We start from the raw sequence: 26,464 nt of genomic DNA, 5'->3' as shown, positions 1-26,464 counted from the left end.
ATGGCAAAGCTAAGAAAAATTCAAAAAGAAGATCGAGGATGACCTGAGACCCATCTTTGCTCCAGTTCAATGGAGAGTCCGGGGTTTCATTGCTCTGAGACCGAAGTTTGGAGCGCCGGAGGCTGGAGTTTTCCGGCTGCGATCATGGTGACGGGCTGGCAGCGCCACCGAGATTTTGCAATGCGATCGGGACATTATATCCGATCGCGCTGTGAGGACGAACCTCGTTGTTGAATCCTGTTTCAGAACACCCATCTGTCTATGTCGTTGAAGGGAATAGGTTTTGCTGATCGGGGTGCGATCCCGCGGGGTACTTCGGGTTCTGTCGCGCACGATGAACAATCTGCTGGGCTCGCGGCTTTCCAAGTTCTGATCGGCTGAAGATCCACGGCCCATCCGGTAGAGGATGAATGCCTTCGATCTCGCCTGCTTCGGCGGCGAGTCTGAGGGTCCTTCGGTGCAACGCCGAGGAGGCGCGCCGCCTTGTTCAGGTTGAGCCATGGCTCGGTCCCATCCGGTACCGGCCGGAAGACCGGGATCTTGTGATGCGATCTGTGTGCGGTGACCCGCTCCCGTGTCCAGCGATTGCCATGCCCGGTCACCAGGCCGTTGCGGTTGAGAATGCCGGCGATCAGATCATCGCTGGCGATCAGCACCAGTTGCCGGATGGCTGCGATGATATCACCAGAGGTGCTGTTGCGCTGTCCACGCCGGCGCTTCGGCAGGCGCAGCTCCGTATGGGCGCCGCCAATCCAGTGGATCAGCAGCACGATCTCGGAGGCTTTATCGTCGATATCGGCGACCACCTCCTGAATGACGGTGCGCACGATGCGCTTCTTGAGCCTGGCGTCCGTCGTTGGCGCCGACCAGACAGCCTGAAGGTCTGTGGCCAGCGCCGTGATGCCCGTTGCCAACACAGGTGATGGCCTCGGCGTCGCGGCATCATGCGCGGCGATCTTGCTCTCGATCTCACCGACACGGATGAGTGCCTGGTTCCAACGCGCTTCCAGTTCCGCCGCGACCAGCCGGTTCTCGGGATCGGCCGCGTCGTATTGCCGGAAGGCCCGGTCGGCAGCGTAGCGGGCAGCCTCAAGATCCCGACTGAGGGCGTCCCGGACCTGGTCACGACGATTGGCAGCTTGCGCCTCAGCTTCGGCAGCGGCAGCAATCGCTCCCGGCTCCACGACTCGCAGGAGCGCTTCCTCAATCGCATCATCGACGCGCAGTCCGCCAAAAGCGATGCATCGCGGCTCGCCATTGTCGAGCAGACCCCGCCAGCAGGAATAGCGCGGAATGTTGTGCTTGATGCCCGTGTACCGCACCGTGAGCTTGCGGCCGCAGCGCCGGCAGCGGACAAGCCCGGCGAGCAGAGCGTCGCCATGCTTGGGCGCCCCGTGATGCCGGCTCGTCGGCACGTTGTCGCTCACCATCTTGCGGATCGCCTCTGCCCTTTCCCAACTGACATAGCCCTCATGGCTGTCCGGGATCAGCGCCAGCCATTCCTCGCGCGTCCTGCGTCGGATACCTGCTCGAACGGCGGATCGCCCAAATCCCGGCGCGGCACGAGTCTTACCATAGGCGTAGGCGCCGCCGTAGATCGGGTTCTCGATCATCCGGTGGATGGTCGCATAGCTCGGCCTGCGCCAGACCACTTCGCCATTGTTGCGCTTGGCGGGCAAATCCAGCCCATGCTCGAGGAACCACATCAAGGCCTGACGCGCGCTGCCGAGCTCAGCAACCTTGTCGAACACCAGGGTAATGGATTCCTGCACACGCCGATCAGGTTCCTTCTCAAGCCGATCGCCGACCTTCACGAAGCCGACAGGGGCTGCGACGACGAGTTCGCCGCGGCGGGCCTTCTCGTAGCGGGCCGACAGCGAACGCTGGCGCAGAAGATCGAGTTCATACTCGTTGAGACTGCCCTTCAATCCCAGCAGCAGCCGATCATTGCCCTGACGCGGCGCATAGACCGTCTCCTGGTCGATCAGCACGGTATCGACGACACGACACATCTCGATAAGCTGCTGCCAGTCGCGGCTGTTGCGGGCAAACCGCGACACCTCCCGTGCCGCAACCGCCCCGACCTTGCCGAGACAGACCTCAGCGACCATCCGATCGAAGCCGGCGCGTACGACGCCGCCGGCGGCGGAACGGCCGAGATCGTCATCGATCGTCTCTACGCGAGACCAGCCAAGGGCCGTCAGGCGGTCGCGCATCGCATATTGAAGCATGCTGCTCTCACGATTGTGCAGGACCTGATGGGCTGACGACTGCCGCACATACAGGATCGCTTTGCGCTCCAGATGATGCGGCCCAATCTTCTCATGCATCATGATCCGCGCCCTCCCGTTTTGCGGCACCCTCGCCGTCGACGTGCCCGAGGATCAGGCTGACCATCAGCTTCGTCACTGATCGGCGCGCCTCGGCCGGCAGCGCCTGCCATTGCGGCGTCTGCACCGTGTCGGCGTCGTTCGGCTTCGGGAACAGATCGAACTGGTATGTCGTGGGCTGGCGCGGCATGGACATCTCCCCGATTCGCCTGACAGCCCAATGCTGCGCCCATCTCCGGCGATTGCGATGGGGCGCCCGTGTCGTGGAGCAGTTTCGCAAGGGTGCCCAGCGCGGCAAGGTAGACGTGCGGAGCAGTCGTGATGCGCCAGCTCGCGCTGAGGCTCCGATCGAACATCCACCCAGGAACCTCCAGCCAGCGATCCGATACCCGGCCAGAAAGACTGCAGCGGAAAACCTCTGCTTCTTTCTTGTCGATCACTTCATGAATATGGACCTGGCGACCCGCCCAAGGATGCAATGGATAGAGAAGCTCGCGCTCCGGGCCGGTCCCGTGGGTGTTCCGTCGCCGAGTTGTTGTATCGACGCCAATCCTCCAACTTTTCACGGGAATCCGCAAGCGACAGGAACCAGTGCGCGTTTAAGCATTCGGCCCTGAGTTTGCTATTGAAGGCCTCGATATAGCCGTTGTCGGTAGGCTTTCCCGGCCGCGAGAAGTCGAGCGTGACGTCGTTGGCGTAAGCCCACAGATCAAGGTCCCGCGAGATGAACTCACTGCCATTGTCGACCCTGATCGTCTTCGGATAGCCGATCTGGCCGCATACGCGTTCGAGTGTCTGCACCACATCCTCGCCGCGATAAGTGAAGCGCGGGTCGGTCGCCGGACAATAGCGCGAATGGGTGTCGACGATGGTCAGGATGCGCAGCTTCTTGCCCGTCGCAAGCTGGTCATGGACAAAATCCATTGCCCAGACATCGTTCGGTCCGACAGCTCCCTGGCGGTCCTCCCTTGTGCGCGCGCGCGAAATCTTTGGGGAGGAGAACCGATCGCTCTTCAAGATAAGCGATAAGGAGTGCGAGGATCAGCAATCGACGACGAAGCCGTGGCTCGAGCAACTCGCTATCGGTCAGCTGCTTGGCGAGCGCGCGCACTTGCTCAACGAGCATACGATGCGCCGACTTTTGGGCCGAGAGCATGAGGTCACATGCAATGGGGTCATCCCAGATCGTGCCATTGCGAATCCGCGCTGCGCTCCACCAGACGTCCTGGGCGGCGATCTCAGCACCGACGGACAAGCTTCGGATCGGTCTGCAGACCGGCATATTGTCCGGACCGACAAAGTCCGGTTCGTGCGCACAGCGGAAGAGATGGATGCGCCCGGGAGCCGCGCGATAGACAAGAGGCACGCCGCCCCAGCTCCAAAGCCTCTTATGCAGCTCGGCAAATTCGCCGTCATCGACTGCGGTGCTTTCGTCGAACACAAAGGCTTGCGCGACTGGAGCACGCCCATGCCGTGCAGCCTCGAAGAACACGGCACGCGCGCCATAGTCGCGTGCTTTCTCCATAACCGCAACTTCCTCGGGCGCGCGTCCCGAAGGCTGATAGCTATCGACCGCCAGCAGTCCATCGACGCTCGGAAAGCCACGACCTTCGCCAATCACGAACAGCCAGTCGGCCTCCGAACGAGGTCGGTCCGTCTCATCTAGAGTCATGACCGCCACCAGTGCGATGTTGGTCGTCGACGACCGCTGCGCGGCGCAGCTCGCGCGATCACTTCTGCCGCTTCTTTTTCGAGAGCGCGAAGCCTTCCTTGAGGAGATCAGTCATACTGATCCCCTCGGACACCGCGAAACCTTTGAACTCTTTCTTGAACGCAGGGCTGACCTTGAAGTTGAGCGACTCTTTTTCGCTCTCCAGTGCGCTGCTTTCGGTCCGCCTGCTGGCCAAAGCCGCCCCCTTTGGCGCGGCGACTACCACCCCCGGTCGCGCGACACCGAGCAACGATACAGATTTCTGCCTTTCTTGCAATCCCGAAAGCCAGAAATCCTCCTACCCCGAAAGGCTGAAATACGGAATTCTGGATCGGGAGGTCCGTCCCTGCATGACCCATCGTCGGTCGCCAACGCTCGCCAAAAACTGCCAAAGTAAGATCCTGTCCGGGCACTCATCTGGAGGTTGCTAACCGCTGCAGCTACGGCGAACCCCGAGAAAAGCTAGCGCGCTGTGCAAACCGCCCGGCAACCAGGCAAGATCAATCGTCGGTCCAGTGCGACAGAATCGAGCTTGACCGGCACCTCGTTAGAACAAATAGCGAACATAGACAAGGCCCATACATGAGGCGCATACCCCAGCGTCACGCGTGCCACCCCTAGTTTGGGTTCTCCTCCGGCCGCTATCCGACCTCGTCAGCGAGGTCGGATACGCGACAAGGTCCGCCTCAGGTCCGCGCTGTAAACCGGCGGACCACGTGACGACCCTGCGCCGGGTCCGCGCTCAATTCGCGCCTCCCAGTTCCAGGCGCAGCCATTCCGTCAGTTCCTCGTCTAGTTTCGCATCGACATAGACATCGGAACGCGGGGCCGTGCCCGCCTTCACGTCGAGAACCAGATGCAGGCCGACCGCATAGCCATAGGGTCCGGCCTGTTCGGTCATGCCCTTGAGCTTCCAGATGTCGCCGTCGAAGTCCTTGTTGGTCGACCTCTTCACCTCGACTACCAGCAGATTCTCACGCTTGCCCACCCGATGCACGATTAGGTCGGGGACGATGGCGTCCTTGCCGACCAGCTCGTCATCGCTGAGCCCATACCGGAGCCGTTTAATGACGTCCTCGCGCCGGTTCCATTCGAGGTCAATCGACCAGCCCTCATACTGCCCATGCAGCAGATGCCGGATCCGGGCGACGAGCGCGCGCTCGGCCGGGTCGGCGTAAGCCACGTCCTTGTCCGCAACAAGGGTGCGGACCGCAGCCGCGAAGATTGCCAGTATTGCTTGCAATTCGCACCTCATGCCATCCACTTATCACGAAACACTTCGGAGCAAATCGGGAGGTCGAACGTGCAGATCGAAAAGGCGCAGCTTCAGGACTACGGCGTCTATCTCAAGGACAAGTCGCGCCCCCCAAGTCGCGGCGGCAACAAACGCGCCTGGCACCAGCACGTGATCACCATCGATGGCGAGCGCTATTCCTTCCTTGCCCCTTGGTCGGGCAAGTTCGTCTACAAGGGCGAGGCCGTCAGCTTCGAGTGGGACTGGGACGAAACAGGCAAGTACAGAAACGCCAACTGCGTGTCCGTCGTCGCCTGGGGCGCCGACGGCAAGCCAATGCGAAGAGGCGAGCGCGGCACCAAACCTTGGCGAACTGCCGACACACGCATGCCGGCACGGCGCAGTGAATGGAACGACTGATCATCGGACGCCCCCCAGGGCGTAGTCACCTCAATGTCGACGTTCTCCAACGTGATAAAAATTCTACGTGGAGATGCGCATCAACTCAGTTCCAGCTTTGCTAAGAATTCGTCCCACTCGCGCTTAGACATTGAGGTGTCGAGTTGCTCGACGTGTTCGCCCGCAAGCATGCGGCCCAGTGCTTTGAGCGCCTCCCCGGAAAATGTCGCTGCTTCCAGTCGATGCTCGCGAAAAGCTTCGTAGGTCAGCGGGACCCATTTTTCCAGAATGTCCAAAATTACCTCTGCGTACACCCTGATCTCATACTGCGCGTGCGGATCGGCGCGAAGCCGGACAAAGTTCATGAGGTTGTGCAGGTCGGTTTTCCAGTACCACTGGGTATAGAAATTGAGCGATAGGTTCATCCGAGCAAGCTCTCGTGCTAGCCCTTGTCGGTCATCGCGAATCTGCTGGCCGCCTTCATCATGGTTCAGCAGATCGAGATAGTGATCGTAGTTGCGTTGCGCATCGTCTGTGAGAGTCGCAGCTCCCACGACTTCACCGCGACCTTGGCGATTTTGTACTGATTGTGCTGACAGATGTTCCTGGGCGGGAATGTAGAATTCGCGATCGAGAATAGAATAGCGCGCCGAATATTCATTAACGTTCGCCATCCGATGCCGGATCCACTGGCGGGCGACGAAGATCGGCAACTTTACGTGGAACTTGATTTCCGCCATTTCGAACGGTGTCGTGTGCCAGTGGCGGAGCAGATAGTGGATTAGGCCCCGATCTTCAGAGACTTTCTTGGTGCCCCGGCCATAGGAGACACGGGCTGCCTGCACGACAGCGCCGTCGTCGCCCATGTAGTCGATGACTCGTACAACCAAGATATCACCTTCATCACGGATGGCGGCGAAGAGGTCCGTTCACTCGCCGAGATGATCACGCCGGCGAGTGAGCATGTGCTGGACTGGTTCCACATTACCATGCGGATCACGGTCCTTCGCCAGTTCGCGCAAGGCCTCGAAAACCATGACGAGCAGGCCGGACAGGACCTGCTTGAAGCCCTGCGCAGGATCAAATGGCATCTGTGGCATGGCAATAGCTATCGTGCCCGTGACGAAATCGCCGACCTGCAATTCGATGCGGAAGGTCTGGAACAGGCTATCCGAACATGCGCAAGTTCCTGACTGCCATCGGCGACTTCCAAGCCTACATCGCCGCCAACAGCGCGAGCCTGATCAATTACGGCGAGCGATATCGGTCCGGCGAGCGGATATCCTCGGCCTTCGTCGAGGCCACCGTCAACGCCGTCATCAGCAAGCGCTTCGCCAAAAAGCAACAGATGCAATGGAGCCGGACGGGCGCGCATCTTTTGCTGCAAACCCGCACGCAGACCCTCGACGGCTCCCTCCGCTTGACCTTCCGGCAATGGTATCCCGGCATGGCCAACGACAATCACGAGCACAGAGAAACGGCCCGCGCCGCATGACCGCCACAAGCGTTGTTCACGGCTTCAGCTTGGCGCCCTGGATCTGACGCGCCCCAAGACGCTCGCTTTCGGCCATTCGTGCCATCTCCCGCTCGCCGCTGCGAGCAGCGGCGTAAAACTTGGTGGCCTGGTCGAGCGAGGCCTGCGCCGATTTCGGCACCGATGGGTGCTCGAACGGCTTGCGTGCGGCGGAAGCGCGCAACATGGCGCGGGCGCCGTCCTCGCCGAAGCGGGCTTTGACCTCCGCCGCAAAACCCGCGACCTCACGTGCGATGTCGGGATCGCCAGACAGCGTCTTGACGGCCTCGGCGCGCCCGTTGTCGTCCTTCGCCGCAGCCACCTTGCCAAGTGCCTGCCTGGCGCCAGCAGAGAGGTTCGCAACCGGGGTGGCGTCCGCCTTCATCTGCTGTTCAACGCTCCCGCGATAATCCTGCGCGGCCCGGACCTCGGCTTGCGCCCCGCGGGTGATGTTAGGCCCGATCGCCGCGGCGGCCCGGACCGCCCCTTACGTTCCTCGCGGGCTTTGGCCCCGGCAAAGAAGCCCTCGCGGCCGCGCAATTCGCCGAGCTGGGCTGGATCTGAGGCGAGACGCCGGGCAGCACTCGTGGCGCCGTCGCGTGCGATGATCTGGTCGAGCCGCGCCGTGGCGGCCTTAGCATCGCGATAGGCTGTCTGGAGGTAGATCGTGCGGTCAGTGCGCTCGCGCCGCACCTGGGCAGGCCTTCGCGTTGCCACGTCCCTCGCCGAGTCGGCGGTGAACTCAATCGTCGAGAAACGTATGGTCAAGAAGCAGCAGATGCGCTGGTGGCTCCACGACGCGCATATGCTCATGCAGGTCCGGACGGCCGAGATCAATGGCGAACTTCACGAGAGGTTGCGGGCACCGTTTCGACGGCCAGAGTCAAACGTGCCTTTTCTTTTCAAGCCTAAACCTCCCCTTCTGCGCGCCGCCTGACCCCAAAGAAATTACCGGTGTCACGCCTTCTGTGCTTGCCCTTCCTTCTACACGGATACCGCATGGTCCATTGGTCACTTTAAGGCAACATACCGTGCAGAACAAAGCAATTGAAGCGGTCGAAGGTTCGAGGGACATTTACCGAAGAGCAAACGGCATCCGGCCTGCCCCGTAAGCAAAGTCGCTAAGATTAACGGTCGAAAATGATCAAAATCCCTGCAGTGCGAGAATTTACGGAAGGAGCCCAGCGAGCATGTTGACGCGCACGAATCCCAAGGGCCGGGCTTCGTCATCAGGAACAGTAAGCTCAAAGATGGGGACCGATAACACAGGGCCGAATAAGCGCAAGCGCCCGATGTATATCCAGACGTGGATGGTGCGCTGAGGCCATGGGCTGGTAAGCTACTGCATTTTGGGTGTTGGCGTGGTCCGCTCGATAATGGGGCTGCATTTCCAAAGAGTTCGGAGCGATCTAGATCGCGATCTCCAGATATTAACGGCTGGAACTGGTCTATCCAGCATTATTGACCAACAGGCTACTGAACACCACGCATGGTCCGCCGCTGTCATATGTCCCGCGACCAGACCAACTCTGAAAGGTAAGCCTCATGACGCTCCGGTCGACCGCCAATCCCGACCTGGTCACCTTGTTCGACAACAAGGCGCGCTGGAACTTGCCTGACCACCGCCGTAGTGGTTTCCACAACCTCCACACCACGATGCGGTATGCCATATCGCTACGCGCCCCAGGCGTATTGCCGCTCCAGAAACAGATCGACTGGACCATTGGCGAGCGGCCGGAGATCGCGCGTTTCCTCGCCATGCCGCATTTCTCCGCTTTCATCGTGGTGCGCGACCAGCGCATCCTCTACGAGCGCTATGCGCCGGATTTCGGGCCCGACAGGCCACATACCATTATGTCTATCACCAAGACGACACTCAACCTGATGCTCGGCCGCGCGGTGGCCGACGGCCTCGTCAATCTCGATGAACGAGTAAGCACGTATCTACCGGAGATCGGTACGGGATACGCCGACGCGACCGTTAAGGCGGTCGCCGACATGAACGTTGTGAACGACTTCAACGAGGACTACAGCGACCCCTACACTTCGGCGTTCGACATGGATGCCGCCAACGGCTGGCGCCTGCCGGCGGAGGGTCGGAGAGAAGGCACTACGCGCTCCTTCATCTGCGGCATAACCGCAGACGACCTGTCGAATCGTACCGGCGAGGTGCTGTATAAGTCATCTAACAGCGATGTCATCGGCTGGATCATCGAGCGCGCCAGCGGCCGGACGTTACGCGACTGGCTGATCGAGATCGTCGAGGCGGCGGGCCTCGAGGGATGCTTCCACATCACCTGCGACCGCGAAGGTGTGCCGCTGGTCTCCGGTGGCGCTTGTCTCACCGCCCGCGATCTCGCACGCTATGGACTGCTCTTTGCGCGCAAGGGCGAGGGTATCGACGGTCGCCGTGTCGGCGACGCGGCTTTCATCGAAGACACGCGGCGGAATCCAGGCCCTTCCTGGGCGAAGCCGCGTGACTGGATGCGTTATAGTCGCCAAACGTTCACCGACGGCACCTGGCTCGGTCACGGTGGTTACGGCGGGCAATTCATGCTTGCAAATCCTGACACCGGCACCGTCGTCGTCTACTTCAGCGTGCTTGAGAACAAGAGCGCCTCCGATACGAACCATTTCACCCCTATGGTGAAGATGATGGAGGAGCTCGCTGCGCAATAATGTAGTGGTTGTGAATTCGCGCCGACCTTGTGGGGGGGGGTAGTCAGTAGCATGCCACGGCATTCCTTTGCGTCGTTAAACGGTCTGGAATCGCGCAAATCGGCGGTTTCGGTGGAAATACTTGAAGACCAACAAGAAAGGGGACTGAAATGACAATGAATCGACGTGAAATTCTCAAGAGTGCCTTAGGTTCGTCCGTTGCCATTGCTGGACTGAGCTGGTCCAGCCTACAGGCAGTCGCAAAGCAGGCAACTCAGAACACGCTAACCTGGATTTGGGACATAGCGTACCAGAACATGAATCCCGCCGCGAGCTATTCGGCCGAAATTTATCTCCTCGGTAGCGTCTACGAGACCCTATTGGAATACAAGGACGGCAAGGTCATGCCGAAACTCGCGACCGCTTGGGAGCGCGCAGAGGGTGGCAAGACCTGGACCGTCAAATTGCGCGAAGGGGTGAAATTTCACGATGGCTCGCCGCTGAATTCGGCGGCGGTCAAGAAGTCATTCGAATATACGCGTGATCTTGGGAAGGGCGCGAGCTACCTATATGCTGGCCTGGCAAATGTTGAAACGCCGGACGAACACACCGTCATCTTCCGTTTCAAGGACGTCATCGCCTTCGATTTAGTGGCAAGTGCACAATACGCTGGTTTCGTTATCGGCCCCGCAGGCATCGACAAGGGCGACGAATGGCTGAACCAGGGCAATGCGATCGGCACGGGCCCCTACAAGTTGACAGATTTCCAGCAGGGGAAGCTAGCCGTCCTTGACAAATTCGAAGATTACTGGGGCGGATGGGAAAGTGGCCAGTTCGACCGCGTCCTTCATCCCTATGTGGCCGAAGCGTCGACGCGCATTCAGATGATCCGATCCGGCGAAGCGAACATTTGCCCCCGTATTCCGGCTTCGCAGATCGAGAGCCTGAGCGCCTTACCAAAGGTATCGATCGAGAACAGTCCGAGCTGGCGCTCACAGTTCTACTACATCAACACCCAAAAATATCCCACCGACAACCTGAAATTCCGCCAGGCCTTGTTGCATCTTTGGGACCACGAGTCGGTGCTAAAGGACATCTTTCATGGCATCGCGAAAAAATCGGTTGGTCCCGTCGTATCATCCTTATGGGGTCATGGAACATACGACGTGGGCACATATGATCCACAAAAGGCGCTATCACTCCTTCAAGAATCGGGCGTTCCTAAGAAGGATTGGAAGATAAAAGCGCTGTACTACGCAGGTAATCAAGAGCAGATCGATTCAATAGAGCTGTTCAGGGCCAACGCCGAGGCTGTCGGTCTTGAAGTCGAGCTTGACTTGGAACAAGTGACTACCACCTTTCTTAGCAAGGCGCGGTCACCTGAAACCACAGGTCACCTGAACGCGATGGTAACTTGGCCAGGTTATCCGTCCCCACAGGACCTGTTAGGAGTGTGGAAGACCGAACAGAAACCCGTCTGGAACCTCTCCTATTACCACGATGAAGAGTACGACCGTCTGATAGGCGAGGGCTTCAAATTGGAAGGCGCCGACAGAGACGCTGCGGAAAAGGTTTATATCGCCGCGCAAGACAGGCTGATGCAGAACGCGGTAGGCATCTTCTATGCCGACGTAAACCGGGTCGCTGCCTATTCCTCTGATATCAAGGGAATGGACCAAGCCAACAATCCCGCCTACGAATGGCTCTCCCTCTATAGACTGAGCAGATAGGCCTTGAGCACGCGGAAAGTAACGGGGGGCATCATGCCTATGGCAACGTACTTGGCTCAGCGAATATTGATGATCATTGGCGTCGTATTGGGCGTCGCGACTATAATGTTCGTCCTGAGCCGAGTGCTCGCCCCCTCACCGGCGGAATTGATGCTGGGGGGGCGCCCCCCCGTAGAGATGATTGCCAAAGTGAATGCCGAGCTCGGACTCGATAGGCCACTCGCGGTTCAATATCTCGATTTTATCGGCAATGTCCTCCGCGGAGAGTTCGGCAATAGCCTGCTAACCAAACGGCCCGTGCTGTTGGAGGTGCGCGAGCGATTTGGCGCGACGTTCGAACTTACCACCTTGGCGATGGTGCTCGTTCTGCTCATTGGCATTCCGATCGGAATTCTTTCCGCTGTAAGGCAGAACTCGATCGTGGACAATGTCGTCCGGACCGTCTCGGTTGCCGGGGTCGCCATACCCTCTTTCATCCTGGCGATGTCACTGCAGCTCCTCTTTTACGGCGCGCTCGGATGGCTACCGCTCCAGGGTCGCGTGGATACTTCAGTCGGTTTGGGTGACCCGATCAGGCCGATCACCGGCCTGTTCCTTATCGATGCCCCTCTTACCGGGAATTGGGAGGGTTTCACGAGCGCTCTAGCACACATCGCCCTACCACTCCTCACCTTGACGATCCTGCTGCTTGCTGCCGTGACACGCATCACGCGCAACATGATGATCGAGGTTCTAAAGGAGGAATATATTCGGACGGCGTTTGCCTATGGTCTACCGAAGTCCGCGATCTATTATCGATATGCGTTGAAGGCCACCCTCATACCGATCCTGACGGTCGTTGGGTTGACCTATGGATACCTTCTGGGCGGAGCCGTTGTGGTCGAGTCTGTCTTCGACTGGCCAGGGCTGGGTGCCTTTGTCGTCTCGTCGATCGCGCAGAACGACTACCCCGCCTCGCTGGGCGCCACACTCTTTCTGGCCGGCACATACCTCTTGGTCAATCTTATCGTCGACCTTCTGTATGCGGTCGTCGATCCCCGGCTCAGAACAGCGTAACGGAGATGATGATGCAAACCGATGTCATCGAGTGGCCCGGCCGGCTAATCCGTGCAAGAGCATTCTTCGGAAAGCACCGGCTGTTCGTTTTTGGCGCGACCATCCTCCTGGTGGTGGTTTCAGGTGCCGTGCTGGCCACCTGGATTGCGCCCTATGAGCCGACCAAAATCATGATGTCGGAGCGGCTTTTACCACCCGGCGCCGATCATCTGATGGGTACGGATCGCTTCGGCAGGGACATCTTTGCCAGGGAGCTTCATGGAGGAAGGATATCGCTGCTCGTCGGCCTTTGTGTTGTCCTTCTATCCTTAGTTATCGGCGTTCCCATCGGACTTTTGGCAGGGTATTTCGGTGGCAGGACCGACCTTCTTTTGATGCGTGTAGCAGATGTCTTCTTGGCTTTTCCGCCCCTGCTGTTGCCGATCGCAATCATTGCTGCACTTGGTCCTGGCATTTGGAGCGCTGTGATCGCACTCGGTGTCTCATGGTTCCCAGGAACGGCTCGCATTATGCGCGGCGCAGTTCTGCGGGTGCGCGAGGAACTTTACATCGGCGCCGCGCGAACGATCGGTTTCGGGCATCTGAGCATTCTGGTTCGCCACGTCCTGCCAAACTCGCTGACGCCGGTGATCGTTGCGGCCTCGGCGGATTTTGGCTACGCGATCCTGGCCGGTGCATCGCTGAGCTTTATCGGCTTGGGCGCAAGGGCTCCTGCGGTGGAATGGGGGCTGATGGCGGCGGATTCCCGGGTCGACTTCCTCGATCACTGGTGGACTGCGCTGTTTCCGGGTCTGGCCATCTTCGTGACAGTGCTTGCGCTCAATCTCGTTGGCGATGGCCTCCGTGATATTCTGGACCCAAAGCAGGGGCGACAGGAATGAGCGATGCGGTTCTTCAGGTGAACGGTCTCGGCGTGACTTTTCCCGGCCTTTTTCGATCGACTTCGATCCTGCGCGGCGTTGATTTCGAAGTTGCCGCAGGCGAAGTGCTCGGCTTGGTGGGCGAGTCGGGCTGCGGGAAGTCCATGACCGCGAGTGCCTGTCTTGGCATGGTGCCGCCGCCCGGCTGCGTCACCGGCAGCATCAGGATCGACGGGCAGGAGGTCGTTGGGCGACCCGAGTCCGAACTGCGTGTCATGCGCGGCAGCCGCGTTGCGATGATCTTCCAAAATCCGATGCGTTCCATGAACCCGTTCTTCACGCTCGGGCGGCAGATGATCGATGTCATTTGTTGCCACCGACCCGTCGGCCGGGCCGAAGCGCGGTCCGTGGCCTTGAGCGAGCTCAAGGCCGTGCGCATCCCTGACCCGGAGCTTGCACTTGAGAAGTACCCGCACCAGCTGTCAGGCGGACAGATCCAGCGTGCCCTGATTGCGCTCGCGCTTGCCTGCCAGCCGCGTCTTTTGATCGCTGATGAGCCGACGACGGCGCTTGACGTGACCATCCAGGCACAAATCGTCTGGCTCCTGCGGCGCCTGGCCGATGAGAAGGGCCTTGCCGTCGTGTTCATCACACACGATCTCGGCATCGTTTCGCAACTTTGCGACCGCGTGGCCGTCATGTATGCAGGCCGGATCGTTGAGATGGGCAACGTGGAGGCGGTGATCGACCAGCCTCGCCATCCCTACACGGCAAAGCTGCTTGGTACGGTTCCCGTAGTTGGCCGCGGTACCCGCGATCTCGTCTCAATCCCCGGCCATGTACCCGATCCTGGGGTAATACCGACGGGCTGCGCGTTTCACGACCGGTGCGACCGGGCGACTGGCATCTGCGCAGAGGCCGACCCACCGGCCCGGACCTTAGGCGAGGACCACCTGGCGCTATGCCATCATGCCGTTCGCCATCAGCAGGTCACGGAGGCACCATGAACGCCGCACCCCCCGTTCGCCTGGTCTCCGTGGAGGGCCTGTGCAAAGTCTATCCCACGCGCCACGGCGCCATAAAGGCCTTGGACGACATCAGCTTTCAGATCGCGCCGGGCCAGACGCTAGCACTCGTGGGCGAGTCGGGCTGCGGCAAGAGCACGCTCGCCTCTGCACTCTTGGGGCTTATGAAATTCGATGCAGGCACAATCGAGATCGGCGGCAATATAGTCACCGCCCACCTGCACGGGACCACAATGCCCCCACGTCGCGACGTCGGCGTGGTGTTCCAGAACCCGCATTCCTCGCTCGATCCGAGGATGAAGGTGCGCTCGATCGTCGGCGAACCGCTGAGCGGTATTTTAGGCATGCGGGGCGAAGCCGTCACCCGGCGCGCCAGCGAATTGCTAAGCCAGGTTGGACTCGGTGCGGACTACCTCAACCGCTATCCCCATCAGCTCTCGGGTGGGCAGATGCAGCGCGTTGCCATTGCACGTGCGTTGGCGCTCGAACCACGGCTGCTGGTGCTCGACGAGCCTACCGCGGCGCTCGATGTCTCCGTGCAAGCCCAGATTCTGAAGCTTCTTAAAGCTCTCCAGGCCAGATCAAACGTCAGCTACCTGTTCATTACGCACGATCTTGGTGTCGTCGACTACATCGCCCACCGCGTTGCGGTCATGTATCTTGGCCGGATCGTTGAGAGCGGGTCCGTTGATGAGGTCTTCGCCGATCCGCGCCACCCGTACACGCGGGCATTGCTCGACGCCGTGCCGGTCATCGATCCTCGGCGACGGCGCCAGTCCCCACCGCTCGACGGCGAGGTCCCAAGCCCTCTCAACCGCCTTCCCGGCTGCGCTTTTGCACCACGTTGCCGTTGGGCGACCGACTCGTGCCGCGCTTCCGCCCCGGAACTGTTCGAGGAAGAAGGGGGGCGAGTTCTTGCCTGCTTTCATCCTTTGAATGAAGGAAAGTCAGCATGAAAAACTGCACGAATATGCAATTCAGCAGGCCGTCACGGCCGTTCACGGACCCTTTCGTGAACAACTATCTGTCCGATTTGCGAGATGCGGTCGATCACGTCCGCTCAAAAAACGCAAAGGGCGCCTTTAACCCCCGGACGTATTGAACGTCTGGATGTCTGGAGGGATACGCTTCGAACGGTTGCCTCTCTTACAAGCCGCCAGATCAATGTGCGGCGGACCGACGGGGACTTTCATGGGTTTCCTCTGACGCATACCACGCTGACTGCTCCATACGTCATGATCTTCGTGTCAAGTGCGCTGCAGCGCTTTGACCTCTGCTGGAGATTGCAAACCGGGGTCTTCTTCATTCCCGAATCGATGGAACGACCATTACCGGAAAAGTGTTCAAGGACATCGATGAAAACCTGATGCCCATCATTGCCGTCGTGTCTACGCTGATCGTGAGCGTCTCATGGGTGCGATCCGCCTTTCTCAAAGTCGGACAGCTGCTTGAGAAAGCTCTTCGAACTGAACTTCGGCCGCTGTCCTTCAGCGGCCGAGCCGTTGGCCACCATCACTGCCCCGGACTACGGAAAATTAGCATTGCCACCTAACGGCAGATGATCCGGTTACGCCGATTAATTGTGCTTAGGTAGCGCCGAATACCGTTGGCGGCCGACAACTGAATGCTTCGAGTTTCATCATTCCAGGATATCAGCCAGCCAGCGCCGCAGCGCTAGTATCGGAGCGGTCACAGATCGCGACTTCGTGGTCACAAGGCAGTATGAGCCCAGGTGGACATTCGTCGACAAGACCTCTACGAGTTCACCTGTCTCGATATGCTGGTCGACAAGAAGGCTTCCTGTCATCGCAACGCCCTGTCCAAGTAGCGCCGACTCGATCGTCTGCTGACCGTTCCACAGCTTGGGGCCGCGTAGGGACAGCGGTCCGGAACGTCCAAGACGGTCGAACCACCGTTCCCATTGGCCAGTCGACTCTTCATGGATGAGCGGCAGTTTCAGAAGTTCATCAACGCACGACACCGGCCCGTGACGGCCAAGGAAGCTTGGGCTAGCCACGGGAAACATGCGGGGACGATTAAGCACCTCCACATGGCATCCCTCGCGCTCCTCGCCATCGAACAGGAACACGATCTCCGCATCAGCCTCGTTCGTCGTCAGATCGGGACGCCGCCGTGTCGGCCGCAGGGCGACATCACACCGTGGAAGGTAACTCTCAAGATCAGGCAGCCGAGGAAGCAGCTTGATCGATGCGATGCCCGGCGTACACCAGATATCCAGCTGCGTTGGCAGATCGGGCTTCAACTCGGACGTGGCTAGTGTAATTGCTTCAAACGCCCGACATATTTTCTGATAGTAACGTTCACCTGACCCGGTAAGCGTCAACCCCCTCCCGTTACGCTCAAAGAACGCTACTCCGAGACGGTTCTGAAGGTTCTGGATGTGGCGCGAGACGGCCGTATGGCTAACAGAAAGCTCGTCTCCGGCCGCGCGGACACTGCCGGTCCGGGCAACGGCTTCAAACGCGCGAAGCGCGATAAGTGGTGGCAGACGGTGGCTCATCTCTCGAAATTTACCCAGACCTCAACCTCGGTTATCTCGGCCAATTGGTCACTTATAGTCAACATATCCTCGTGAACAAAGCAATTGTCGCGCTTGCCGCCTGGGAGGACATTCGCCGCGTCGAACAGCAGTGACTGCAGCAGACGTAGAGATCGCAGATTCCAAAGGCTTAATGATGACTGAAATCCCTGCAGGACGAGAATTTCTCGGCTCTAATCCCCGCGAGCATGTGACCAATGTGATCACGCGCACTGACCACATCGAGGTATCGCAGGACGGCGATCTGATCTTCGACGGTTGCAGGGCCGAGGATCTGCTCTCAGAATTCGGCTCTCCGCTTTATGTGGTGAGTGAGCAAACGCTGCGCGAAAACTTCCGCCGGATGAAAGGCGTCTTCGAAAGGCTCTGGCCGAACAAGGTCGTGGTCATGTACGCCATCAAATCGAACAACAATCCGGCGATCCGGGCCGTCATCCATCAGGAGGGCGGTGGTGGCGACTGCTTCGGCCTGGGCGAACTGCACTCCACGTTCATGGGCGGTGCCGATCCCGAGCGGGTCGCCATGAACGGCAGCAACAAGACGCAAGCCGAATTGCGCGCCGCCATTCACAAGGGCGTCAACGTCAACATCGATGCGGTGGATGAGATCCGCATGCTGGATGCGATATGCGCGGAGCTTGGAACGGTCGGGTCCGTCGCCTTGCGCATCAAGAGCGCTCCGGAAAGCCTGGCAGGTTCGTCAAGTGACTACTTGGGGCTGACCAGCGACGTCAGGCAGTTCCTGCTGCGGGAGAAGTGGGGATTTTCGGTCGACTCCGCCCTTGATCTGGTTCCCCAAATCCTAACCTGTCGGAACCTCCGGCTGCGCGGCTTCAGTCTTCACACGCCTCGATTTACGCAGGATCCCGAGCTGTTCGCTGCGTGCACACGCGACTTTGCAGAAACGATCATTCGGATCCGCGAAGCCACGGGCTATGTCCCAGAGCTTATCGATATCGGCGGTGGCTGGCCTCGAGACCGCGACCCGGAATCGCGGACGCACACGCTAAACAGCTCTTCGGTCGAAAACTTTGCTGAAGCGGTTGTGGCCTCACTTCTCGACACATTCAGGTCGCACCAGTTGCCTATTCCAGAGCTTCGCATGGAGCCTGGGAGATTTATTGTCGGTAACGCTGTGGCGCTGCTGGGCCGAGTAGGTCAGATCAAGCGGGACTGCGGGATGGTGTGGGTCAACGTTGACTTCAGCACCAACAATCTGCCGCGTATTGATACGGCCGGCAGCGCCTACCACTTCCTGCCTGCGAGCGGGATGGATAGGGCCTATGCCGAGCTAGCCCAAATAGTCGGATCGACCTGCATTGACTCGCGTATGGCTCACAATTGGGCAATTCCCAAATTGGCCACCGGCGAGCCTGTCGTAATCTTGGATGCTGGAATGTACGCCGATTCGGCATCGACGCAGTTTAATAGCGTTCCTCGACCTGCCACGGTGATGATCTGCAATGGCACGGTTCATATGATCAAGCGGCGGGAAACCGTCGAGGATCTTTATCAAAATACCTCCATACCCGATCACTTGTTGCCCAAGTAACGGCTTCGTCAGAATTTACGCGATGACCGGGAGTTCATCAATGAACGATATTGACGAGATAAGCCTTAACCATTTCAGCTTCACCGTAGAAGACCTCGACAGGACTGTCTCGTTCTTCGAGCAGGTTTTCAACTTTGAAATCCTTACGAAAGGCCCCCGCGGCACGGCGATGATACGCGCCGTGACAGGGTTGGACGAGGCCGACATCGTTGTGGCCTTCATGAAGGGACCAGGCTTCGTCATCGAGTTCATCGAGTATGTAGGCCAGCTTAGGAGCCGGCGAATGGATATGCGCCCATGTGACGCGAGTTTCGCGCATCTTGCCTTGAATGTGCCTGATCTCGAGCAAGTGCAGAAGCGAGCGGAAGGATATGGTGGTCGGCCTCTTGGAAAGATCGGGACCGTTGACACAGGGCCGAACAAGGGCAAACGCCTGATGTACATCCAAACATGGGACGGTGTAACTGTGGAGATCATGGGGGAACCGTCACCCTGACGGTCCCAGCAGAGGGAGTGACCAGTTCGCATTGGCGGCGCATTGAAAGGGTGCGGTGGAGGTGACATGCACGACTTTGGTGGACGAGTCCTATGGCTGACAGGAGCGAATGGCGTGATTTCCCGCGAGATCGCGCGCATCTTCTTATGCCTAGGCGCTTTCTGCGTCCTGACGGACCTGGACGAAACCGGCATCAAGGATTTCGCAAGGGAACTAGACTCGACGGAGGAAAGGGTAGTCGGCATCAAGCAGGATGCCGGGAAGTCCGTGGATGCTGATGCGGTGGCCGCCGAGATCAACAGGCGTTTCGGCAAGCTTGACTTTCTGGTGACCAGCGCGGGTCTTTACCGCGACCAGATGATTCACGACATGACTGACGAACAGTGGAAGCTCAGCACTGCGGTAAACCTCGACGGGGTGTTCTTCACTTGCCGCGCTGCGATCCCCTTGCTTGCCAAAGGCGGTGCGGTTGTGAACGTGGCCTCAGTAGCTGGTCATTGCGGAAGCTACAACCACTCGAGCTATGCAACTTCCAAGGGGGGCGTGTTGACTTTCACGCGCTCACTGGCTTTGGAACTTGCTCCCGATGTTCGGGTGAATGCTGTGTCCCCCGGCCTCATAGATACGCCGATGGTCAAGACCCTGCTCGAAAAGCAGGGGCAGCAACTAATCGCTTCGACGCCGCTCAAGCGCATGGGCCGGCCACAAGAAGTGGCGCAGACCGTGGCGTATCTTTGCTCGGATTGGGCCAGCTTCATCACCGGCGAAACTGTCCACATCAACGGCGGTCGCTACATCGCCAGTTGATGCCTCCAGCGAACGCTCAGGAAAACGTCTCATAATTAGGATGTCGGCAGTATGAAAATATTATTCGGTATGCTCGGCCATGAAAGCAGCACCTTTGCCTCCGATGCTGGGGATTTTAAACGTTGGGCTGACGCTGGATGGTCGGTAGGTCAAGAACTCTTTGGAAAATTCCGGAATACGCCCAGCGATTTGGGCGGAATGATCAAAGCAGCGGAAGAAGCTGGGGTGGAGTTAATTCCGACGGTTGCAGTGATGAATGCCGGGCCGAAACTTACTAAGGAGGCCGTCGAATATGCCGTAGGGGAATTAACTAAGGTTGCCAAAGAACGAAAGGGTGAATACATGGGGATATGTTTGTCGCTTCACGGCGCCGGCTGTGCCGAGAACACGGACGACTTAGAGGCCTATACCTTGGAAAAGGTGCGGGAGGTGGTCGGGCCGGACACGCCTATCACCGTTTCCCTGGATCTTCATGGAAATATCACTCCGGAAATGGTCAAACTGTCGAACGGCCTGTTCGGCTGCAAGCAATATCCTCACGTCGATATGGCGGATGCGGGATATTTGGCAATGAAAACCCTTGTTCGCAAATTGCGTGGCGCAGCAACTCCTCAAACAGCCCTTGTTCAACTACCTTTAATGGTCGATTCGCTAATTGGTAACACCTTTAACGACCCCATGAAATCTATTACGGACTACGTGGCCGACTATGCCGCTAAACACGACCTGATAGATGCAGCTTTTTTCCATGGTTACAACTTTACAGATGTGCCTTGCGTTGGAGCCTCTGTAGTGGTTGTAGCTGAAAAAGGGGCAAAGGAGGCCGCCGAAGAAATTGCCATGCACATCTGGGAAAAGAGGGACCAACTGAAAGGCGAGTGCCCTATGCCGGATGTGGCTGTGGATCGAGCTCTAGACGCGCTGAAAAAACCCGGAACAGGCTATGTTGTCATTGTGGAAGTTTCTGACAATCCTGGTAGCGGGGCGCCTGGCAATGGAACCCATCTTCTGCGCGAGATTCTGAGCCGAAATCTTGCCAGGACAATTTTCGGATTCATTTCCGACCCTGAAATTGCCCTCCTTGCTCACAAAGCCGGTGTTGGGGCAGTAGTTTCTGGCTTGCTAGGCGGTAAAATCGACAAGATCTCCGGTGCCTCAATTGAATTGCACAACGCAAGAGTGTGCGCACTATCAGACGGAAATGCCACTTTCGTGTCTCCCATGATGGAAGGGCTACCGGTGTGTTACGGCAAAACAGCTCGTTTGCGCGTTGGCAATGTAGAAATTATCGTTACAGAGTTTCCCGACAGCGGCACTATAGATGATCGTCCTTTTTTGATTACTGGTGCCGACGTTACTCAATATGAGATAGTTTGTCTAAAAGGCCTCAACCATTTTCGAGCATTTTTTCAACCTAGAGCCAAGGCAATCGTGGCTACCGATCCGCCCGGCAGCGCAACTTGCAATCTTGACTCCTATAATTACCGAAGAATCCGTCGGCCGATATATCCCATTGATCTCGAAACAACATTTCCGTTTAATTACAAAGCGCAGCACGCGATTAATTGAAGCGAACAGTTCTCAATCGCAGCGTCCTAACGGCACTGACCTCTATTGTGATGCTCGATAGGAGGGGAATATGCTGAATACGAAACGATCGGCTTCGGGTGCCGGAGAAGGGCGTTTGTCCGGCCGAAGGGTTGTTCTGACAGGGGCTGGCTCCGGGATTGGCCGCGCTACTGCGGTTTTAATGGCGGCAGAGGGAGCAACCCTTGCCTTGCTCGATCTGAGGGAAGACGGTCTTCGTGAGACCTATTCCATCAGCTCTGGTAGCACTCATCTCGTCGACGTATCAGATCAGAGTTCAGTAGAGTTGGCTATCGCTCGCGCCGCGAACGCTATGGGGGGCATTGATGGCCTTGTGAACTGTGCTGGCATTTTGGCGATCAAAAGCCTCCAAGAGACAACCCTGGATGTGTGGGAGCGTGTCCTCGCGGTCAATCTAACGGGAACCTACCTGGTTTGCCATGCGGCTTTGCCATGGCTTCGGAAGGAGGAACGTGCTGCCATCGTCAATATTTCCTCGGGTCAGGGTCTGAAACCATTCGCGGACCAAACTGCCTACGCTGCTTCGAAAGGCGGAGTCATTGCTTTCACGAAAGCTCTCGCCAGCGAGCTAGCGCCAAAGATCCGCGCTAACGTTATCTGCCCAGGCTTTATTGACACCCCAATGACTGCACCTGAACAGGGTCAAAATTCGATCCCCGCCGACTTCTCCAACTATCTTCTGGGTCGAGCCGCCCAGCCGTCGGAGGTCGCCGAAGCAATCTTATACCTCATTTCCCATGCGTCTTCTTACACGACCGGGGCCACGCTGACAGTCGATGGCGGAAGAACGCTCTACTAAGCCCACACTGGGGACGCCCGAAGCAAGCCTTTTAAAGGAAACCGTGTGGCGGGTCACATCGACAAGACGATCTTGAGCGTTCCCGGCTATTAATTGCTTCTACGGCGCTCAGGCGCATGGGCCGGCCAGAAGAAGTGGCGCAGACTGGCTTATCTTGCTCGGCCCGGCTCATGGCTTGCCCGAATGCTGGATCGGAAACCATTGATGCTGGCTGCCATGGCGTTGGCCGACAAGATGGCTCGCTCAGTGTGGGCGATGTTGACAAAGAAAGAGGATTGCGGGGATCTTGGCAGCGCGGCAGCATGAGCATGCACTCGGCGGGCGTCGAGCATCGCTCACACAAGGGCCTGAACAATCGCGCTGAGAATTCTCGCCAATCGGTCCGACGGCGGGAGAGGACTATGAAGCGGTTCAAGTCAGCGCGACAGCTTCAGCGCTTGGTCTCATCCACGATCCCATCGCCAACCTGTTTCACATTCCCGGCGCAGTATAATCTTTGCGAGCACCAACCTGCTTTTTTGCCCTGCTGTCCGGTCCTCCCATTTGACCGCGGACGGCGAGCCCTGCCGGATGCACCTCCCCGCCGGCAGGGCATTCCTTCTCTTAACTCTCTCTGCCTTCGCGACCTGGACGCCTCCGGAAACTGGAGGATTTGAGCAATGGGCCGCACGGGTCGACGCTTTTTACGGGGTATTGGCAGGATAGGGGATAGGGCCTCGTTCCCCGTGATCTCGGCGCCTTTTTTCGCCCATGCGGCTTACGCTTACGCCGGTCTTCGGGTCAGCCAGCACCAGCGCTTCATATTGAAAGCCATGTTGGCGAACGTGATCGCGGCTTCGGCCCGCGCGATGCCAATGGTTCTGATAAACAGGCCCATCCGGTCCTTCTGCTCGGCGAAGACATGCTCGACGCGGGCGCGGATCTTCGATTTCGTCGCATTGGCGCGGCGCATGGCAACGGGCATCGGCTTGCCCTTCGGCTTCTTGCGGTGGATGCGGCTGACCTTGCCTTGCCCGACGAGATAATCCTCATTGGCCTGCGAGCGATAGGCGCTGTCGGCCCACACGTCGCCGGCCGTGTTGTCCGGGGCAATCAATCCCTCACGCAGCCGTGCGCCATCGGCAGCAGCCGCGTTGGTGACCTTCTGCCGACGGATGACGCCATGCTTGCGGTCGATGGAGATATGGCTCTTGTAGCCGAAGACCGGAATGGCGATGTCGATCTGCTTCGTGCCGTCCTCCTTCGGCTTCGCCTTCGAATACTTCACCGTCCAGCGCGCATCGCGATCCTTCTGGCGCAACTTCGCGGGCTTGTCCTGCCATTCCTCGGGAATGCGGCCTTCCTTGATCGCCACTTTCTCGGCATCCGTGTTGCGCTGCCTTGGCGCCGCCACCAGCGTCGCATCCAGGATCTGGCCCGACATCGGCAGGTAGCCGGCATCGCTGATCGCCTTGTCCAGCCGCTCGAACAGACGATCCAGCATCTTCCCCGCGATCAGCGCCTCGCGGAAGTCCCACAGCGTGTTGGCGTCGGGAACCGCGTCGCCCGGACCAAGACCGCAAAACCGCATCCAGCTCAGCCGATCTCGCACCAGGTAGTCGGTCTGCTGCAGCGACAGCCCGTGCAGGCCCTGCAACACCAGCATCTTGAACGCACCGGATCGAAGCCGGGGCGGCCACCTTTCGAAGCATCGCTACGGCGAAGGCCCTTCACAAGCAGCGGCCGGAACATCTCGAAGTCGACCGTCGCCGACAGCTTCTCCAAGGGGTCACCTTCCGCCGAAAGCTCCTTCAGACGATCCTCGACATCCCAGAAGCCGCTCTGTCCTTGCATGCGAATATCCCCGCCTCTTCCACCACCGGCAGGGAATCAGAAAACGCTCAAATCGTCCAGTTTCCGGAGGCGTCCACCTTGTGACAAGCCCACGCTGATCTCGAATTGTCCGGCGCCCTGGACGGCGCGCAGTCTTGAGCTCCAGCACCAGAGCGTCGATCCAATCATCGTGCGCGTCGCCTTCGGCGGATGCCTGTGCGATGGGGCTTTGGACGAACGGGTATGGGCCATTAGAAGCTAAGCAGAGGGTCCTTTTTGCGAAGGGGCGTGGTTCCCGAATTTTTGTTGTGTGACATCCCCATCATCGATCCGCGAGGCAATTTTGCGGCGATGACCTTCGACGGTGACAAGCGCGATCCTGCATTTTTCGCGTCGCGGATCGCTATGAAATGGAGGCTCCCATACGTTGCGGCCTGCTTTCGCTTCGGCCGTTGGGAGCCATCGAAAATTAAGTTGTGCCATCCCCCTATGATGCCCTGATCCTGCCATTGTCCATGGGCAAGTGGACTGAGGGAAATCTCCAACTTAACCTCGACACGAACAGAGAGGCTCGGCCCAATGAGCAGGGTGGTGCGCGCGGACGCGGCTGCAGTTTCGTCGGCCACGTTTGCTCCGCTGGAGAACCCCACCTTTCGTGCAATTTGGCTTGGAGCACAGGTGTCCAGCCTGGGCTGGCTGCTGCAGACCGTCGCGGTCAGCTGGCTGATGGCGACCATCTCGACCTCGGACGTGATGGTCGCCCTGGTGCAGACCTCCACCACGCTGCCCGTATTCCTATTGTCGATTTTTGCCGGAGCCATTGCCGACAATTTCAGCCGTCGCAAAGTGATGGCGCTCGGCTGGTGCGTGATAGCGTTGTCGTCGATAACGCTGACTGCTCTTGTGGGGCTGGGATTTTACAATCCTTGGATGATCCTCGCCTTCAGCTGCCTGGCCGGATGCGGCGCTGCCTTTACGGATCCGGCCTGGCACGCCTCGGTTGGCGACATCCTGCGAAAACGAGAAGTTCCGGCCGCCGTCACGCTGATCTCCGTCGGCTACAATGCCATGCGAAGCATTGGTCCGGCGCTCGGCGGCGTCGTCGTTGCCTCGTTTGGACCGCTGACGGCTTTCGCCATCGCGACGCTGACCTATCTGACGATGCTGTGGGCCATAGGGCGCTGTAAATGGAGTGGTCGCCCGTCGCCTCTTCCCCGGGAGCCAATGACCACGGCCATTCATGATGGAGCGCGCTTTACGGCGCTGTCGGGAGAGATCAAGGCGGCAATCGCGCGCGGAACTCTGTTTGGCCTGACAAGCATCTCGATACTGGCGCTGCTGCCCCTGGTCGCCCGCGATCAGCTTGGAGGAGGACCGATCGCTTATGGCACCCTGATGGCCGGATTTGGGGCGGGCGCCTTATGCGCCGGCATCTCCAACAACGTGCTGAGACGGTCGCTGTCGCAGGAGCGATTGACGACGTTGGCGTGCATCGCCTGCGCGGCGTGCTGTCTGGCTCTTGCGTTTACTCCTTCACTGCTGGTGGCAACTATCGCGCTGACGCTTGGCGGTGCGGGCTGGGTCGTTACCTGGACCGGGCTTGACGTGAGCGTGCAATTGTCGAGCCCACGGTGGGTCGTTGGTCGCACGCTCTCGATCTACTCTGCCCTTTCCTCGGGCGGCATCGCGGCCGGCAGTTGGCTCTGGGGCGTGCTGGCTGAGAACTATTCGCTCAGCCTGGCGCTGGAATGCTCCGCTGGCGCTCTCCTGTTGGTTGCCGCCACCGGGTTCCTGCTGCCAATTCATCAATGGAAAGATTCTGACCAGGATCCCCTCGGCTTCGAAACACCAGAACTCGCCCTGGACCTGAAGTCGAGAAGCGGCCCGATCGTCGTCAAGATCGAGTACTCGATACCGGAGACCAATCTGGAAGCCTTCCTGGATCGGATGCGGGAACGACGCCGGGTTCAAAGCCGCGTCGGAGCCCGGCACTGGACCCTTCAGCGCGATCTGCAGGAGCCGCAGCATTGGACAGAGACATTCCGCACGCCGACCTGGATGGATTACCTTCGCCTGAACCATCGCCTCACAGCGGCGGACAAGGAGCTGGACCAGCGTCTCCTTGAATTGCATGTGGGAAAGCTTCCACCCCGCACCAAGCTTGCGATTGAACGTCCGACCGGAGCGGCCCGCAAGCGAGATCAGTCGACAAGTTTCTTTTTCCGACGGTGATCTCATGCGGGAATAACGGGGAGGGGCAGTTGCGTTGAGGACGAGCCAAGCTTTCCCGCTCGCCCCCGATCTTGCGGTCGGC

The 26,464-nt window shown here is 59.0% G+C and carries 22 protein-coding genes and 6 pseudogenes; 17 read left to right on the top strand and 11 right to left on the bottom strand.

What is annotated here, in order from left to right:
• Positions 1-242: 242 nt before the first annotated feature.
• The 6 genes and pseudogenes from ACFSQT_RS17370 to ACFSQT_RS17345 all read right to left on the bottom strand — a co-directional run bounded on the left by ACFSQT_RS17370 (position 243) and on the right by ACFSQT_RS17345 (position 5,224).
• Positions 243-2,231 carry a recombinase family protein gene (locus tag ACFSQT_RS17370; RefSeq protein WP_379020939.1) on the bottom strand — a complete coding sequence of 663 codons (1,989 nt, stop codon included), beginning with the start codon at positions 2,229-2,231 and terminating at the stop codon, positions 243-245.
• A gap of 91 nt (positions 2,232-2,322) precedes the next feature.
• On the bottom strand, positions 2,323-2,520 hold the full coding sequence (locus ACFSQT_RS17365; RefSeq protein WP_379020656.1) for a hypothetical protein: 198 nt from the start codon (positions 2,518-2,520) through the stop codon (positions 2,323-2,325).
• Positions 2,521-2,771: 251 nt separating this feature from the next.
• Positions 2,772-3,311, bottom strand: a pseudogene (locus ACFSQT_RS17360) (DDE-type integrase/transposase/recombinase); the annotation flags it as partial.
• On the bottom strand, positions 3,238-4,002 hold the full coding sequence (locus ACFSQT_RS17355) for a hypothetical protein (protein ID WP_379020654.1): 765 nt from the start codon (positions 4,000-4,002) through the stop codon (positions 3,238-3,240). The pseudogene ACFSQT_RS17360 and the gene ACFSQT_RS17355, both read right to left, overlap by 74 nt.
• A gap of 58 nt (positions 4,003-4,060) precedes the next feature.
• A complete protein-coding gene (locus tag ACFSQT_RS17350; protein ID WP_379020652.1) occupies positions 4,061-4,291 on the bottom strand; it encodes a hypothetical protein in 231 nt (76 codons plus the stop codon).
• Positions 4,292-4,783: 492 nt separating this feature from the next.
• Entirely contained in the window at positions 4,784-5,224 is a 441-nt protein-coding gene (locus ACFSQT_RS17345; RefSeq protein WP_379020650.1) for a hypothetical protein, read from the bottom strand.
• 120 nt (positions 5,225-5,344) lie between these two features.
• Here ACFSQT_RS17345 and ACFSQT_RS17340 point away from each other — a divergent pair, with 120 nt between their 5' ends.
• Positions 5,345-5,695 (top strand): hypothetical protein, encoded by a 351-nt coding sequence (locus ACFSQT_RS17340; RefSeq protein ID WP_379020648.1) that lies wholly within the window; start codon positions 5,345-5,347, stop codon positions 5,693-5,695.
• 80 nt (positions 5,696-5,775) lie between these two features.
• Here ACFSQT_RS17340 and thyX read toward each other — a convergent pair whose 3' ends face one another.
• On the bottom strand, positions 5,776-6,585 hold the full coding sequence (thyX, locus tag ACFSQT_RS17335) for an FAD-dependent thymidylate synthase (RefSeq protein ID WP_379020937.1): 810 nt from the start codon (positions 6,583-6,585) through the stop codon (positions 5,776-5,778).
• Between thyX and ACFSQT_RS17330 the strand changes: the two are divergent.
• Positions 6,559-7,169 (top strand): annotated as a pseudogene (locus tag ACFSQT_RS17330) (ISKra4 family transposase); the annotation flags it as partial. The gene thyX and the pseudogene ACFSQT_RS17330 overlap by 27 nt on opposite strands.
• A 16-nt stretch (positions 7,170-7,185) precedes the next feature.
• Here the strand turns inward: ACFSQT_RS17330 and ACFSQT_RS17325 are convergent.
• Positions 7,186-7,572, bottom strand: coding sequence for a hypothetical protein (locus ACFSQT_RS17325; RefSeq protein WP_379020646.1), 387 nt, complete (start codon positions 7,570-7,572; stop codon positions 7,186-7,188).
• Entirely contained in the window at positions 7,569-8,000 is a 432-nt protein-coding gene (locus ACFSQT_RS17320) for a BID domain-containing protein (protein WP_379020644.1), read from the bottom strand. The genes ACFSQT_RS17325 and ACFSQT_RS17320 overlap by 4 nt, the downstream gene beginning before the upstream one ends.
• Here ACFSQT_RS17320 and ACFSQT_RS17315 point away from each other — a divergent pair.
• The 7 genes and pseudogenes from ACFSQT_RS17315 to ACFSQT_RS17285 form a co-directional block, all read left to right on the top strand.
• A pseudogene (locus ACFSQT_RS17315) lies at positions 7,885-8,124 on the top strand (hypothetical protein); the annotation flags it as partial. The gene ACFSQT_RS17320 and the pseudogene ACFSQT_RS17315 sit on opposite strands and share 116 nt — an antisense overlap.
• Before the next feature lie 608 nt (positions 8,125-8,732).
• The gene (locus ACFSQT_RS17310; protein WP_379020642.1) at positions 8,733-9,866 is read left to right on the top strand and encodes a serine hydrolase domain-containing protein; all 1,134 of its coding nucleotides are present in this window, start codon (positions 8,733-8,735) and stop codon (positions 9,864-9,866) included.
• Between the two features lie 155 nt (positions 9,867-10,021).
• Positions 10,022-11,575 (top strand): ABC transporter substrate-binding protein, encoded by a 1,554-nt coding sequence (locus ACFSQT_RS17305; protein WP_379020640.1) that lies wholly within the window; start codon positions 10,022-10,024, stop codon positions 11,573-11,575.
• Between the two features lie 33 nt (positions 11,576-11,608).
• A complete protein-coding gene (locus tag ACFSQT_RS17300; RefSeq protein WP_379020638.1) occupies positions 11,609-12,631 on the top strand; it encodes an ABC transporter permease in 1,023 nt (340 codons plus the stop codon).
• A gap of 11 nt (positions 12,632-12,642) precedes the next feature.
• Positions 12,643-13,512 carry an ABC transporter permease gene (locus ACFSQT_RS17295; RefSeq protein WP_379020636.1) on the top strand — a complete coding sequence of 290 codons (870 nt, stop codon included), beginning with the start codon at positions 12,643-12,645 and terminating at the stop codon, positions 13,510-13,512.
• Positions 13,509-14,498, top strand: a complete 990-nt coding sequence (locus ACFSQT_RS17290) for an ABC transporter ATP-binding protein (protein WP_379020634.1) — start codon at positions 13,509-13,511, stop codon at positions 14,496-14,498. The genes ACFSQT_RS17295 and ACFSQT_RS17290 overlap by 4 nt, the downstream gene beginning before the upstream one ends.
• The gene (locus ACFSQT_RS17285; protein ID WP_379020632.1) at positions 14,495-15,472 is read left to right on the top strand and encodes an ABC transporter ATP-binding protein; all 978 of its coding nucleotides are present in this window, start codon (positions 14,495-14,497) and stop codon (positions 15,470-15,472) included. The genes ACFSQT_RS17290 and ACFSQT_RS17285 overlap by 4 nt, the downstream gene beginning before the upstream one ends.
• A gap of 683 nt (positions 15,473-16,155) precedes the next feature.
• Here ACFSQT_RS17285 and ACFSQT_RS17280 read toward each other — a convergent pair.
• Positions 16,156-17,037, bottom strand: a complete 882-nt coding sequence (locus ACFSQT_RS17280) for a LysR family transcriptional regulator (protein ID WP_379020630.1) — start codon at positions 17,035-17,037, stop codon at positions 16,156-16,158.
• Positions 17,038-17,212: 175 nt separating this feature from the next.
• Between ACFSQT_RS17280 and ACFSQT_RS17275 the strand changes: the two genes are divergently transcribed.
• The 7 genes and pseudogenes from ACFSQT_RS17275 to ACFSQT_RS17245 form a co-directional block, all read left to right on the top strand.
• The gene (locus ACFSQT_RS17275; RefSeq protein ID WP_379020628.1) at positions 17,213-18,628 is read left to right on the top strand and encodes a diaminopimelate decarboxylase family protein; all 1,416 of its coding nucleotides are present in this window, start codon (positions 17,213-17,215) and stop codon (positions 18,626-18,628) included.
• A 40-nt stretch (positions 18,629-18,668) separates the two neighbouring features.
• Entirely contained in the window at positions 18,669-19,124 is a 456-nt protein-coding gene (locus tag ACFSQT_RS17270; RefSeq protein ID WP_379020626.1) for a VOC family protein, read from the top strand.
• Between the two features lie 66 nt (positions 19,125-19,190).
• Positions 19,191-19,931 (top strand): SDR family NAD(P)-dependent oxidoreductase, encoded by a 741-nt coding sequence (locus ACFSQT_RS17265; RefSeq protein ID WP_379020624.1) that lies wholly within the window; start codon positions 19,191-19,193, stop codon positions 19,929-19,931.
• Positions 19,932-19,982: 51 nt separating this feature from the next.
• A complete protein-coding gene (locus ACFSQT_RS17260) occupies positions 19,983-21,500 on the top strand; it encodes a M81 family metallopeptidase (protein ID WP_379020622.1) in 1,518 nt (505 codons plus the stop codon).
• Positions 21,501-21,570: 70 nt separating this feature from the next.
• On the top strand, positions 21,571-22,338 hold the full coding sequence (locus ACFSQT_RS17255; protein WP_379020620.1) for an SDR family NAD(P)-dependent oxidoreductase: 768 nt from the start codon (positions 21,571-21,573) through the stop codon (positions 22,336-22,338).
• 156 nt (positions 22,339-22,494) lie between these two features.
• Positions 22,495-22,644 (top strand): annotated as a pseudogene (locus ACFSQT_RS17250) (IS110 family RNA-guided transposase); the annotation flags it as partial.
• 14 nt (positions 22,645-22,658) lie between these two features.
• Positions 22,659-22,816 (top strand): annotated as a pseudogene (locus ACFSQT_RS17245) (DDE-type integrase/transposase/recombinase); the annotation flags it as partial.
• Between the two features lie 285 nt (positions 22,817-23,101).
• On the opposite strand, the pseudogene ACFSQT_RS17240 reads toward ACFSQT_RS17245, so the two are convergent.
• A pseudogene (locus tag ACFSQT_RS17240) lies at positions 23,102-24,171 on the bottom strand (IS5 family transposase).
• A 558-nt stretch (positions 24,172-24,729) separates the two neighbouring features.
• On the opposite strand from ACFSQT_RS17240, the gene ACFSQT_RS17235 reads away from it, so the two are divergent.
• Complete coding sequence (locus tag ACFSQT_RS17235) at positions 24,730-26,382, top strand: MFS transporter (protein WP_379020618.1); 1,653 nt, start codon at positions 24,730-24,732, stop codon at positions 26,380-26,382.
• Positions 26,383-26,464: the final 82 nt, after the last annotated feature.

The sequence above is a fragment of the Mesorhizobium calcicola genome (assembly GCF_042682105.1).
Taxonomy (GTDB): domain Bacteria; phylum Pseudomonadota; class Alphaproteobacteria; order Rhizobiales; family Rhizobiaceae; genus Mesorhizobium; species Mesorhizobium calcicola.
Note: the sequence above shows the minus strand (reverse complement) of the source record. Positions and strands in the feature narration are given on the sequence as shown.